Genomic DNA, 13,675 nt, shown 5'->3' with positions numbered 1-13,675 from the left:
GAGAATACCGAAAATATAACAATCTCTCAAAGACAGAAATTTATGAGAGGCTAACTTCTCCTTATTTTAGAAAATTTACCAAAGAAGAAGCCAACTATGCCATTCAACATTTAGGTGACTAATTTTTACAAATAGTGAAGCAAATGAGATGTTTTAATTTTGGCTTGTAGCCTGCAAACCTTTGCACAAAAGAGACGATTTTGTTATACTATATCTGTAAGCATTTTCAATTAAAAAGGAGAAGACGATGAGTCAAAAGATTATAGGGATTGACCTTGGTGGAACATCTATCAAGTTTGCAATTTTAACTCAAGAGGGAGAAATCCAAGAAAAATGGTCTATCAAGACCAATATTTTGGACGAAGGAAGCCATATTGTAGATGATATGATTGAGTCTATTCAACATCGTTTGGACTTGCTTGGATTGTCAGCTACGGATTTCCGAGGGATTGGGATGGGATCACCTGGTGTGGTTGACCGTGAAAAAGGGACTGTTATCGGTGCCTACAACCTCAACTGGAAAACCCTTCAACCAATTAAAGAAAAGATTGAAAAAGCCTTGGGGATTCCATTCTTTATCGATAATGATGCCAACGTAGCTGCTCTTGGTGAGCGTTGGATGGGGGCTGGTGAAAACCAACCAGACGTTGTCTTTATGACACTTGGTACAGGTGTTGGTGGTGGTATCGTGGCAGAAGGCAAATTGCTTCACGGTGTCGCTGGTGCGGCAGGAGAACTTGGTCATATCACTGTTGACTTTGACCAACCAATCGCTTGTACTTGTGGTAAGAAAGGCTGTCTTGAGACAGTTGCTTCTGCAACAGGGATTGTCAACTTGACACGTCGTTATGCAGATGAATACGAAGGCGATGCGGCTTTGAAACGCTTGATCGACGACGGTGAAGAAGTAACAGCCAAAACTGTCTTTGACCTTGCAAAAGAAGGGGACGACCTTGCCTTGATCGTTTACCGTAACTTCTCACGTTACTTGGGTATCGCGTGTGCTAACATAGGATCAATCCTAAACCCTTCAACAATCGTTATCGGTGGTGGTGTATCAGCTGCGGGAGAACTCCTTCTACAAGGTGTTCAAAAGGTCTACGACGAAAACACCTTCCCACAAGTACGTACATCAACAAAATTAGCTCTTGCAACTCTAGGAAATGACGCTGGAGTTATCGGAGCAGCATCACTTGTATTGCAATAAGATAATAAAAGGAGAAAAACACTACTTTAAAGCCAGTGATTTTCCTCCTTTCTTTTTTTATGCTATACTAGTTAAGACTATAAATGAGGTGAGAGTAAATGACAAAAGCAGATACGATTTTTAAAGAGAATATTGAACGAATCCTCAAAGACGGCGTCTTTTCTGAACAAGCACGTCCCAAGTACAAGGATGGGACTGTTGCCAACTCCAAGTACGTAACGGGTGCCTTTGCGGAGTATGATTTGTCTAAAGGGGAATTTCCCATCATAACCTTGCGTCCCATTGCGATCAAATCCGCCATCAAGGAAGTACTCTGGATTTACCAAGATCAGTCTAATAGTCTAGAAGTTCTCAATGATAAGTACAATGTTCACTACTGGAATGACTGGGAAGTGGGAGATACGGGAACCATTGGTGAGCGCTATGGGGCGGTCGTTAAGAAACATGACATCATCAATAAGATTCTCAAACAATTGGAAGCCAACCCTTGGAACCGTCGAAATATCATCTCGCTCTGGGATTACCAAGCTTTTGAGGAGACAGATGGTCTTCTTCCATGCGCCTTTCAGACCATGTTTGATGTCCGTCGGGTTGATGGGGACATCTATCTGGATGCGACCTTGACCCAGCGTTCGAATGACATGCTGGTGGCTCACCACATTAACGCTATGCAGTACGTAGCTCTTCAAATGATGATTGCCAAGCATTTCGGCTGGAAGGTTGGGAAGTTTTTCTATTTTATCAACAACCTTCATATCTATGATAATCAGTTTGAACAAGCAGAGGAATTGCTCCGTCGTGAGCCGTCAAACTGCCAACCACGCTTGGTCTTGAATGTTCCTGATGGGACTAATTTCTTTGATATCAAAGCGGAAGACTTTGAGTTGGTTGACTATGATCCAGTCAAGCCACAACTGAAGTTTGATTTGGCTATTTAAGAAAAATGTAAATATCCTTCTATGACTAACACCTCATAAGTTAGACAGAAAAATCTAACTTATGAGGTGTTTTCTTATGTTGTAATTTATGAGGATAAAGTTCAAATTTATAATCTGCAAAAGCAGGCTTTTCGTCAACTGTAGTGGTCTAGCGAAAAGCCTTTTTAAGACAGGTATAGGAGTCATTGTGCTGACTATAGTTAAACTTTTTCGGACTAAGCATATCCTTCTGTCTGTTAGGACGAGTGTAAGGAGAGATAGGAGTGATGTCTTAATTCAGTAAGAACTTAAGTTTAATGGGAGTTTTGTAACTGGAATTCGCGATAATGTAAGAAAGTTTGATGTTTTCTATCTAGCTAAAGAGGGCAGGCAATACCTGACTGTTACGTACATTACCTGCCTCCAAACTATAAGCCGGCGCTCAGCAGTACTTATCGATGAGCAGTCTAGGCAAAACTCTCCTTAGAAATTAAGATTATCCAACTCCGATAATAATAATTCCTTCTAGTAAAAAGAGTAGGAGTGGTAATATTTTTTGTTTTTTCATGTGTAATCCTCACTTTTGTTTTTTTTATTATATGTTATTATTGGGGTGAATAAAATATATTCCCATATATGCGTGATGGAGGTTCAGAATGAAAAATTTTGGAGAAATTTTTAAAAAGTTTAGAGAATCAAGAGGATTGCGGTTAAAGGATCTCACGAAGGCTGGTATATCAACATCTCAGCTTTCACGTTTCGAAAAAGGAGAAACGGATTTAACCATTTCAAAGTTTATACATATTCTAAATGAAATTAACATGCCAATTGATGAATTTATGTATGCCGTTCATGATTTTCATCGTGATGAACTAAATGAACTATTAGCTCAGGTTAGGAAATGTGTAACGACTCGCGACATTGAAGGGATGAAGAGATTGTTGATATCTCAAATGGAAAATGAAGGAAAACGAGAGAAATTTCATCATATAAATACCATTTTAGTTAAAATTCGCCTTCAGGATTTATCGGGAGAAAAATACTATAATGAAACAGATTTGGATGATTTAACCGATTATCTATTTGGTGTTGAATATTGGGGATATTATGAATTGTTGATTTTCATGAATACTTTGGATGTTCTAAAACATGATGTTTTTATGGTTTTAGCAAGAGAAATGTCTAGACGATCAGATTTTTATAAAGAAATTCCTATTAATCGACGCCTGATTTCAACCATGTTGCTTAATGCTTATATTACCTGTATTGAAAAGAAAAAGTTTATGGATGCTTTGTATTTTGAAAAACAATTGAAACAATGCTTTTTTATCGAGACAGAAATTTATGAAAGACTCATTTTTCTCTATGCTCAAAACCTTTATCGCTATCAAAAAAACGGAAATAAGATTGCAATTATTGAAATGAAAAAATGTATTGGAGCAATAAAATTAGCAGGCAGTAACCACTTAGCAAAGATTTATGAAGGACATTTAAAAAAAGTTTTAGGGGAGGACAGTCGTCAAGCAGATATGGGAAAGAAATTGTGACTGAACTATTGAATGATATAATCATATCATCAAATAAAGGAGGACAATAAAATGGATAATCTCAAAATTATCGATTTGGAAGAATTACTAGCCAATAAATCAGCCTATGTTATTCATGATTGCGGCCCTAGTCATTCTTGTGGTGGAGGTCGGTAACGACTATCTTATTTTTATTGTGAGAGGTATTTTTATTCCCTCTCTATGTTATATAGGGGGAATAATTATGTTAAAAGCATTTATTACAGAATCTGATACTCTTTATTTTAATTCTGAAACCTTTACTTTATCAACTTCAATAGATGATTTGAATAATAATATCAAAAAAGAAAACGATTATAGTATTTTAAAAAAAGTAGTAATCAATATTTCAAATAACTGTAATCTTTCATGTACATACTGCTATGCTGATGGTGGTAATTACGGAATGATGAATCAACTGATGAATATTGATACAGCAGATAAAATTATTGATCAGCTAGTCTCTCGCAGAATTCAATGTATAAAGAGATTAATCCTTTTTGGAGGCGAGCCGTTTTTAAATATTGATTTGTTTGTTTATATTATTGAAAAGCTATCTAAAAATATTGAGATTCAAAAAATTGAAACTGTGACAAATGGTACCATCCTAAATAAGAAAGTTGAAATGATGATTAACAATTATCATCCTTTTTTAACAGTTAGCCTTGATGGCCCACAATTGATTCACGATAAGTTAAGAGGCAAGGGAAGTCATAGACGAACATTGAATTTTATTCAGTATTTAAAAGAAATAGATTACGAAAATTTTGAAGTCGCTTCTACTTACACGCGGATGCATCAAATACTTGGATTTCAAAAAAGGGGATATCTATAGATATTTTACTGATATGGGTGTTAGATTTAATATCAATAATGTATTTAGCAAAAATAAAATTCTAATAGTTAAAGAAATGGAAATGACTGAAGAAAATAGAAAAACATTTATCGATCAGTCATTCGAAGATATTATCAATAATAATGTTAAAAACTACATTAGCCCGATTGTTTATGATGTGCTACTTTCAATGATTTTTAAAAGTAAGATAGAATCGTTTTGTGATGATATTGATCCAGAAACAACAATAACATTTGATGTTGATGGATCAACTAAATCTTGCTTTAGATTTTGGGGGACCCATAGCAGTGATAAAGTTACACAATTCAATAATAAGGATAACTTTTCTAAGTGTAAAGATTGTTGGTGTAGAGGAATGTGCATGGAATGTGTCGCAAATATGATTGATGGCTATTCATCAATTATTTCTGAAGAAGGAAAATTTATTGAGTGTAAAAAACAAGATTTAATGGAATACTGTATTTATAAAATTATTGAATTGAGTAAGGATAAAGAGCGTTTAACAAAATTAGTTAACAATTTTGAAAGGTTCATTAGATATGCTTAAAAAGTTCATCACAAAAAAACATTTGGTGCTCTATTTTATTTTCATTGCTATTACGTGGTTAGAGGCTATCATCACACCAACCTTGGTATCGATGATTATAGCCAGTTTTGAGAAGAAGATTCTGGATGATTTATGGATAGCCCTTACTGTAGGTATAATTGGTAATTTATTTATTCTTATTGGATTGGCTGGGAAAAGGTATTATTATGCCAAGTTAGTAGCAGATTTCACTTGGATCACGAAATATAAATTGTTTGAGCATTTTCTATATAATAAAAATAGTAAAAAAGAGGATATCCTATCCAATCTTGAAAACGATGTCAAACAATTAGAAACGTCTTATCTCGAACCAGCAGTCATTATTATTTCCTCAGTTGGTTTTACAATAGTTTCCATTGTATATGCATTGACAACAAATTTTTGGTTGGGCTGGATATTTATCTTTTTTTACTCTATGCCTGCACTCTGTAGTGGTATAGGTAGTAAAAAATTAGCCCTTATTTCTGAGGAAAAAGCGACGTCGAATCAGGAGTACTTGTCTCAGACAACGAATATCATTGGTGGAGAGAGTGTGATTAAAAATTACGGTGCTATGGATTTCTTCTATTCTCTTTTCAGAAGAGCCTTGTCGAAGAGAATTGATCAGGACATTCGTTATGAACAACAACGTACGATTAATAATATTCTCATTAATAGTATTGACGCATTTTGTTCGGTAGTTCCCATCATTATCGGTGGTATAATGACTTATTATAATTATTTGTCAGGAGCTAGTTTTGTTGCAATTTATCTAGTATCTCATAACATAGGCTATCAATTCAATGAATTGTCATATTTTATCAATACCTATAAATCAAGCAAGCAGCTTAGGAATCGTTATGATTTTCTACTTCAAGATGCGATTATACAAACAGATGACCTGTCTTCAACATCACTTTTTCCTATCTTAGTTGATTGCGTCAGTTTAAGTTTTGAAGATAATATACTTTTTGAAAATCTATCATTTGAAATTAAAAAAGGAGAAAAAATTGCTCTAATAGGTGCAAGTGGTTGTGGTAAGTCAACCTTACTTAACCTCATCTATGGGCAACTATCTCCAGATTTGGGGAAGGTGACTTATGCTGGTCAGATCTTAAATCAAGAGCAAGTTGCCAAATCAGCTTCTTATATTTTACAAGATTCCTATATTTTTGATGGTTTATCACTTGAGGAGAATATTACCCTTGGAGAGTCGATGGATAATATAAAGATGGACCTGATTCTTAATCGAGTAAATCTAGAATTTTTAAAGGGACATCTTCTTTATGGAAATCATCTTTCTGGTGGGGAAAAGCAACGTATAGAAATCGCTCGCAGTTTGTATCATGATAGTGATCTGATTTTGGCAGACGAGGTTAAAGCCAATCTTGATAAAGTGAATTCAAAACAAATTTCAAATATCTTATTAACCCTTCCACAAACCTTGGTTGAGGTAATCCACCATTATGATGAGGAGACACTTGCACAATACGACAAAGTAATTAATTTGTCTCAGTGACAATCAATAAAAAGAGGAAAGTATGTCTCGTTCATTTGTAAAATTATTAGTACGCGAATTGTTTGCATTTGGATGACAGTTAACGTCATTGTGTATATATACGTTATTACAAAATCTGATATTGTAAATTTAATAGATTCAATATTGCCTTTTTATGAATAATATAAGTAAAGAATAGTAGCAAACATATTTAATTTACACCTCAATCATGAAATTTTCTGTCTAACTTTCGTAATATAGATTCATACTTTATTTATCAATTCGATTTCTACTTTTTAATTATAAAGTATGGGTTAAAAGTCGTCGAAATCAAAAAACACATAGTATCAGTTTTTTGAATACCTGATACTATGTGTTTTATTGTGGAAATATTTATTGGGCATTCTCCTCAAATTAAGTTTATCCCCAACTTCTTTTGTTGCTTAATGTGATACGCGACGGCGAGCTGCTTTTTTACGGTTTTCTTCGATGAAAGCTGCTTTTTGCTCTTCTGGCTCAATCACTTTCTTTTTAATTGCGTATACTGCACCTGCAACGGCAGCGACAGTTCCTGCGACACCTGTTACAAGACCTTTAGCGAATCCTTTAGCCATGAGTCTTCCTCCTTTATCTTTCCGATCAGCCAGGCTCCTTAAGTGGTAGCATTTTTCTGACTTAACTTTTTGTGATATAATAATAGTAACGAAAAAATGGAAATTTTTCAAGGAAAAAAGATGAAAACAAAAATAATTGTGATTGTTGGACCGACTGCTGTTGGGAAAACAGCCCTTGCTATTGAAGTAGCTAAGCGCTTTGGTGGAGAGGTGGTCAGCGGTGACAGTCAGCAAGTATACAGAAGGCTAGATATTGGGACGGCCAAGGCTAGCCCAGAGGAGCAAGCAGCTGTTCCTCATCATTTGATTGATGTCAGAGAGGTGACCGAGTCTTACTCGGCTTTTGATTTTGTTTCAGAAGCTAAGAAGGCTATTGAGAATATTCAAAGCCGTGGCAAGCTAGCCATTATCGCTGGTGGGACTGGGCTTTATATCCAGAGCTTGTTAGAAGGCTACCATCTAGGTGGGGAAACACCTCATGAGGAGATTGTAGCTTATCGGGCTAGTTTGGAGCCTTATTCAGATGAGGAATTATCTCATCTTGTGGAGCAAGCAGGTCTTGAAATTCCCCAGTTTAACCGTCGTCGTGCTATGCGTGCCTTGGAGATTGCCCATTTTGGTCAGGATTTGGAAAATCAAGAGACTTTGTATGAACCTCTGATTATCTGCTTAGATGATGAGCGTAGTCAGCTTTATGAACGTATCAATCACCGAGTGGATCTGATGTTTGAGGCTGGGCTTTTGGATGAGGCCAAGTGGCTTTTTGAACATTATCCTGATGCGCAGGCAGCTAAAGGAATTGGCTATAAGGAACTATTTCCATATTTCCGTGGGGAGCAAGCTCTTGAGGAAGCTGGTGAGAGTCTCAAACAGGCTACCCGTCGTTTTGCCAAGCGTCAGCTGACCTGGTTCCGTAATCGCATGCAGGTGACCTTTTATCAGATAGGAGAGTCTGGCGTGAAGGAGCGTATTCTAAGCCAGATTGAGGAGTTTTTAGATGATTGAAACGGAGAAAAAAGAAGAACGGGTCCTGCTGATTGGTGTTGAATTACAAGGTATGGATAATTTTGACCTCTCCATGGAAGAGTTGGCCAGTCTGGCTAAGACTGCTGGAGCAGTCGTAGTAGATAGTTACAGACAAAAACGTGAAAAATATGATTCGAAGACGTTTGTTGGCTCTGGTAAGTTGGAAGAAATTGCACTCATGGTAGATGCAGAAGAGATTACGACTGTCATCGTCAATAATCGCTTGACTCCACGGCAAAATGTCAATCTAGAAGAAGTTCTGGGTGTCAAGGTGATTGACCGTATGCAGTTGATTCTAGATATCTTTGCTATGCGGGCTCGAAGCCATGAAGGGAAACTCCAAGTGCATTTGGCCCAGCTTAAGTATCTCTTGCCTCGCTTGGTTGGTCAAGGAATCATGCTCAGTCGTCAGGCTGGGGGAATTGGTTCCCGTGGACCTGGTGAAAGCCAGCTGGAACTGAATCGTCGTAGTGTTCGCAACCAAATTACGGATATCGAGAGACAGCTTAAGGTGGTTGAGAAGAATCGAGCGACAGTCAGAGAAAAACGCTTGGAGTCGAGTACCTTTAAGATTGGCTTGATAGGCTACACCAACGCTGGGAAATCAACCATCATGAACACCTTGACCAGTAAGACCCAATATGAGGCAGATGAGCTATTTGCGACTCTGGATGCTACGACTAAGAGTATCCATCTTGGTGGGAATCTACAGGTAACCTTGACTGATACCGTTGGCTTTATTCAAGATTTGCCTACTGAGTTGGTGTCCAGTTTCAAGTCAACCTTGGAAGAAAGCAAGCATGTGGATCTTCTGGTTCATGTCATCGATGCCAGCAATCCTTATCACGAGGAGCATGAAAAAACGGTTCTGTCTATCATGAAAGACTTGGATATGGAGGATATTCCTCGTCTGACCCTTTATAATAAAGCGGATTTGGTGGAGGATTTCACGCCTACCCAAACGCCGTATGCCCTCATTTCTGCCAAGTCCGAGGATAGTCGTGAGAATCTGCAGACTTTGTTTTTAGAGAAAATCAAGGAGATTTTTGAAGTCTTTACCTTGCGCGTGCCCTTTTCGAAGTCTTACAAGATTCATGATTTGGAAAGTGTAGCGATTCTTGAAAATCGTGACTACCAAGATGATGGAGAAGTGATTACAGGCTACATTTCCGAGAAAAATAAATGGAGGTTAGAGGAATTTTATGACTGATATTAAAACCTTGGCTCTAAAATATGGAGGTTATACAAGTTTGGATAAGGTCTATCTGAATCAACTTCTAGATGGCAAAACAGAGCAAGAGCAGTTGGCTCTCATCACACCTCCACCGAGTGTCGTTAATGCCTACTTTGCCGAACTCTACCAGAAAAAGAGTCCTGAAGCTGCGACGGATTATTTTGCAGAACTCAGTCAGGAACTGAATCTTTACAATACTGAACCTAGTTTCACTCTAGAAAATAAGCCCTTTATTCGCCTCAATCTATCTGGTAAATCCTTTGGATTTTGCTATGAGAGTGAGGGGCTGGGGCGGATTTTCTCAGAAACTGAGGAAGTAATCACAGCTGACTTGCTCTTTGAAATTGCGCAGATTTTCCCCCATCAGCTAGTCTATGAGGAGTCTGGAAAGATCTACATGAAGGAATTTGGAGAAGAAGAAGTTGTCTCTGTGGAGAGTTTGACTCCTCTGACAGACCTGGAAACCTTGGCAGATGGTCGCAAGTGTCTCAAAGGCTATAGCCAAGAGGATTTACTGCAAGAAGCTGTTGCTTTTTCTGGCAAGCGCTATTTCCGATCGGAAAATCGCACAGCCATGTTATATATTGATTAATTAGAAAGTATCGAATGGATATTCAATTTTTAGGAACAGGGGCTGGTCAGCCCTCTAAAGCCCGCAACGTTTCAAGTCTCGCATTGAAACTCTTGGACGAGATTAACGAAGTCTGGCTCTTTGACTGTGGAGAAGGAACGCAAAATCGCATTCTGGAAACCACGATTCGACCACGGAAGGTCAGCAAAATCTTTATCACCCACCTGCATGGAGATCATATCTTTGGCTTGCCAGGATTCCTTTCTAGCCGTGCTTTTCAAGCTAATGAAGAGCAGACAGATTTGGACATTTATGGACCACAAGGGATCAAGTCATTTGTCTTAACCAGCCTTCGTGTGTCGGGTTCTCGTCTGCCTTATCGCATTCATTTTCATGAGTTTGACCAAGATTCTCTAGGGAAAATCCTTGAGACCGATAAATTCACAGTGTATGCAGAGGAGCTGGACCACACTATTTTCTGTGTCGGTTACCGTGTCATGCAAAAGGATTTAGAAGGAACCTTGGATGCTGAAAGACTTAAGGCTGCTGGTGTTCCATTTGGTCCGCTTTTTGGAAAAATCAAAAACGGTCAGGACGTTGTTCTAGAAGACGGAACTGAAATCAAAGCTGCTGACTATATCTCAGCGCCACGTCCAGGTAAGATTATCACCATTCTGGGCGACACCCGAAAAACCAATGCCAGTGTGCGTCTAGCTGTCAATGCAGATGTTCTTGTCCATGAGTCGACTTATGGCAAGGGAGATGAAAAAATTGCTCGCAATCACGGTCACTCAACCAATATGCAGGCAGCACAAGTAGCGGCTGAAGCAGGTGCCAAACGCCTCCTACTAAATCATATCAGTGCTCGTTTCCTCTCAAAAGATATCAGCCAGCTCAAGAAAGATGCGGCAACTGTTTTTGAAAATGTCCATGTGGTTAAAGACTTGGAAGAAGTGGAGTTATAATGTTATAGTTCGTTGAGAGGGAAATAAGATGGCTGTTGAAAATCGTTTATTGGATAAAGCGGATTGGTATTTTGAGAATGCATTAACCAACTACTTGCACAGCTATTCATTACAAAAAGAATAGCTAACTCAAAAAAATTATCGGGAGATTTATCGTTGGGCTGCGAATCATATCGGTTTTTTCGTTACTTGGCTCATCCAACATGATGCCAAAGAAATGATGTCTCCTGATGAAGAAACGGTATTCCAAAGTGTAAAAAACGAGCAAACTTTGGGTGTTGATTATCTTTTAGACTGGTACGATGGTAAACTGGGAACGATGGATATTACAAAGGATTTTCAGGCTTTTGTAAGTGACTATTATGAACATCAGTATATGGATGATTATTCCGAATTTGTAGTCAATGACTTATATGAGTTGCCTTTAGAATTTTTAGGTAGCTGGGAAGATTATCATCTGTTTGCTCCTGTCATTGATCAAGCTTATGCTCATTATTTAGCTGGAAAAAGATTTCATTAAATTGACCAACACTTTGAAAGGAATAGAGATGCGCACCATCATCATCACGGGAGCTAGCGGTGGCTTAGCCCAAGAAATGGTCAAACTCTTGCCAAATGACCAACTCATTTTGCTAGGTAGAAATAAGGAAAAACTAGGACAACTCTATGGAAATCATGCCCATGTGGAATTGATTGAAATCGACATTACCGACGACTCGGTCCTAGAGGATCTGGTAGCTGACCTCTATCTCCGCTATGGCAAGATTGATGTCTTGATTAACAATGCTGGCTATGGAATTTTTGAAGAATTTGACAAGATTTCTGAGCAAGACATTCACCAGATGTTCGAGGTCAATACCTTTGCTCTGATGAACTTGTCTCGTCGCATTGGGTGTCGAATGAAGGAAAGTCGAAAAGGCCATATCATCAATATCGTCAGCATGGCAGGTTTGATAGCGACCGGCAAGTCTAGTCTATACTCAGCAACCAAGTTTGCGGCTATTGGTTTTTCCAACGCTCTACGCCTCGAACTGATGCCTGATGGAATCTATGTGACAACAGTCAATCCAGGACCAATCCGTACAGGATTTTTTGATCAGGCAGACCCAGATGGGAGCTACCTCAAGTCGGTTGACCGCTTTCTCTTAGAACCAGATGCAGTTGCTAGAAAGATTGTCAGAATCATAGGAAAAAACAAACGGGAACTCAATCTCCCAGTTTTGTTGAACCTAGCCCATAAGTTTTATACCCTCTTTCCCAAGTTAGCCGATAAGTTGGCTGGGGAAACCTTTAATTATAAGTAAAAAAGCTATTCCTTTAATGAATAGTTTTTTGATTTAATTTCTTGAAAGAAGAGTGTTTTAAAGTTAAAAATCAAGCTTATTCGTGCCTATTCATAGCTTTTAGGGTATAATACAAATAAAAGAGTTCTAGAAGATACTTAGAGTACAATCTAGGTACAAAAAGATAGAATCATGGATACAGGAGTAAAAAATGGCAAAAAAGAAAAGAGTTACCTTACCCAAGGACTTTAATGAACTACTAACTGATGGAAATATTGACCAATTAAAGTCCGTATATGATAAGTGTGAGTTAACTGCACATGATGGAAGATTTAGCTTATGTACACCTCTGCATATGGGAGGAGTCCCGGATGAATTGGTTATTTGGCTTGTCGAACAGGGCTTAGATATCAATATCCCTGATTATTATGGAGCAACTCCTTTGTATCGTCAGGCAACCATGGGAAGAGAGACTGTAAAACTCTTGCTCGAATTGGGTGCAGATGTTGAAAAAACCAATACTTATGGCAATACACCCTTGCATGTGGCAGCTGAGTTTTTTCATCCTAAGACCGTTGCGCTTCTCTTAGAAAAGGGAGCAAAGGTCAACCCTAAGAATGATAGGGGACAAACTCCACTAGACTCCGTTCTCACTGTCTGTCGGGGAATCTATATTGCCCAAACAGCTGAAATCGCCGCAATGCTTCTGGATGCTGGTGCTAAGAAAACACCAGCTATGAAAGAAAAGGTCGAAAATATTGGTAAGGATTTTGAATTTCATAGAGAAGGAATCAATCCCGACTATTTAGAAGCAGCAGATAAAGGTTTAGCCATACTTTATCGTTTGTTTGATGTCAAGCCGGTAGCCAAACGAATAACCCACGATGGAGTTTCTCCGATTCTCGTAAAAGAAGGTAGCTGGGAGGAGCAATATGAGGAACTATGGTCTTTCTTGATTCCTTCAAGTGGAGCAGCCAAAACTGTTCAGGGAGAAGTTATCCGTATACCAGGTCGAGTCCGAGATGAACTGGATCGCAATGGTGGGGTCAACTGGGACAGGGACTATAGAAAAATGCTTCAGGCTCTCCCTCAATACTTGTCTCTAGGAAACTCTCTTTCAGAACAAGAATTAGAAGAAAGCAAGCAAGTTATTGCGCAAATCCATAGTAAAGAAAGCGATGATGAAGCCAGTCTAGATCGTCTGTGTCAGCTAGCTCTTATATGGATTAAGCAAAATCCTGAGCCCATTTCCCTAGAAAAAACAAGTTATAAGCGTTAAAGAGCATTGTAAGACAGATAAAACAAAGAAATCATGGTGAAATGATGCAACTAATTGACAAAGTTAAAAAAATAGAAACTTATATTTGTGAGTAT

13 protein-coding genes and 2 pseudogenes are annotated in these 13,675 nt (G+C 38.3%); 14 read left to right on the top strand and 1 reads right to left on the bottom strand.

Going from position 1 to position 13,675, the window contains the following annotated elements:
* The 7 genes and pseudogenes from SORDD27_RS10485 to gggC all read left to right on the top strand — a co-directional run.
* On the top strand, positions 1-122 hold a 122-nt coding region (locus tag SORDD27_RS10485; RefSeq protein ID WP_196755625.1), incomplete at its 5' end, for an Ltp family lipoprotein.
* A 125-nt stretch (positions 123-247) separates the two neighbouring features.
* Entirely contained in the window at positions 248-1,207 is a 960-nt protein-coding gene (locus SORDD27_RS05190) for an ROK family glucokinase (RefSeq protein WP_061420649.1), read from the top strand.
* A 98-nt stretch (positions 1,208-1,305) separates the two neighbouring features.
* Positions 1,306-2,145, top strand: coding sequence for a thymidylate synthase (locus SORDD27_RS05185; RefSeq protein ID WP_061420651.1), 840 nt, complete (start codon positions 1,306-1,308; stop codon positions 2,143-2,145).
* Positions 2,146-2,780: 635 nt separating this feature from the next.
* Complete coding sequence (locus SORDD27_RS05180; RefSeq protein WP_061420652.1) at positions 2,781-3,671, top strand: helix-turn-helix domain-containing protein; 891 nt, start codon at positions 2,781-2,783, stop codon at positions 3,669-3,671.
* A 51-nt stretch (positions 3,672-3,722) separates the two neighbouring features.
* Positions 3,723-3,827, top strand: a complete 105-nt coding sequence (gene gggA / locus SORDD27_RS10560) for a streptosactin (RefSeq protein ID WP_000369345.1) — start codon at positions 3,723-3,725, stop codon at positions 3,825-3,827.
* A 67-nt stretch (positions 3,828-3,894) separates the two neighbouring features.
* A pseudogene (gene gggB / locus SORDD27_RS10555) lies at positions 3,895-5,092 on the top strand (streptosactin maturase GggB).
* Positions 5,085-6,629 (top strand): streptosactin export ABC transporter GggC, encoded by a 1,545-nt coding sequence (gene gggC / locus SORDD27_RS05170; protein WP_061428084.1) that lies wholly within the window; start codon positions 5,085-5,087, stop codon positions 6,627-6,629. The pseudogene gggB and the gene gggC overlap by 8 nt, the downstream one beginning before the upstream one ends.
* A 422-nt stretch (positions 6,630-7,051) precedes the next feature.
* On the opposite strand, the gene SORDD27_RS05165 is transcribed toward gggC, so the two are convergent.
* Positions 7,052-7,222 carry a DUF3042 family protein gene (locus SORDD27_RS05165; RefSeq protein ID WP_001051782.1) on the bottom strand — a complete coding sequence of 57 codons (171 nt, stop codon included), beginning with the start codon at positions 7,220-7,222 and terminating at the stop codon, positions 7,052-7,054.
* Between the two features lie 120 nt (positions 7,223-7,342).
* On the opposite strand from SORDD27_RS05165, the gene miaA reads away from it, so the two are divergent.
* The 7 genes and pseudogenes from miaA (at position 7,343) to SORDD27_RS05130 (ending at position 13,580) form a co-directional block, all read left to right on the top strand.
* A complete protein-coding gene (gene miaA / locus SORDD27_RS05160; protein ID WP_061427727.1) occupies positions 7,343-8,227 on the top strand; it encodes a tRNA (adenosine(37)-N6)-dimethylallyltransferase MiaA in 885 nt (294 codons plus the stop codon).
* Positions 8,220-9,458: a GTPase HflX gene (gene hflX, locus SORDD27_RS05155; protein ID WP_061427724.1), complete on the top strand. Its 1,239-nt coding sequence runs from the start codon at positions 8,220-8,222 to the stop codon at positions 9,456-9,458. The genes miaA and hflX overlap by 8 nt, the downstream gene beginning before the upstream one ends.
* Positions 9,451-10,074, top strand: coding sequence for a hypothetical protein (locus tag SORDD27_RS05150; RefSeq protein WP_061427722.1), 624 nt, complete (start codon positions 9,451-9,453; stop codon positions 10,072-10,074). The genes hflX and SORDD27_RS05150 overlap by 8 nt, the downstream gene beginning before the upstream one ends.
* Before the next feature lie 14 nt (positions 10,075-10,088).
* Positions 10,089-11,018 (top strand): ribonuclease Z, encoded by a 930-nt coding sequence (rnz, locus tag SORDD27_RS05145; protein ID WP_061427720.1) that lies wholly within the window; start codon positions 10,089-10,091, stop codon positions 11,016-11,018.
* A gap of 28 nt (positions 11,019-11,046) precedes the next feature.
* Positions 11,047-11,538 (top strand): annotated as a pseudogene (locus SORDD27_RS10505) (DUF7832 domain-containing protein).
* Between the two features lie 28 nt (positions 11,539-11,566).
* Complete coding sequence (locus SORDD27_RS05135; protein ID WP_061427718.1) at positions 11,567-12,322, top strand: SDR family NAD(P)-dependent oxidoreductase; 756 nt, start codon at positions 11,567-11,569, stop codon at positions 12,320-12,322.
* 190 nt (positions 12,323-12,512) lie between these two features.
* The gene (locus SORDD27_RS05130; RefSeq protein ID WP_061427716.1) at positions 12,513-13,580 is read left to right on the top strand and encodes an ankyrin repeat domain-containing protein; all 1,068 of its coding nucleotides are present in this window, start codon (positions 12,513-12,515) and stop codon (positions 13,578-13,580) included.
* The last annotated feature ends 95 nt before the right edge of the window (positions 13,581-13,675 follow it).

Source organism: Streptococcus oralis, from assembly GCF_001579025.1.
Taxonomy (GTDB): Bacteria; Bacillota; Bacilli; order Lactobacillales; family Streptococcaceae; genus Streptococcus; species Streptococcus oralis_X.
This window is presented reverse-complemented; position numbering and strand designations above follow the sequence as displayed.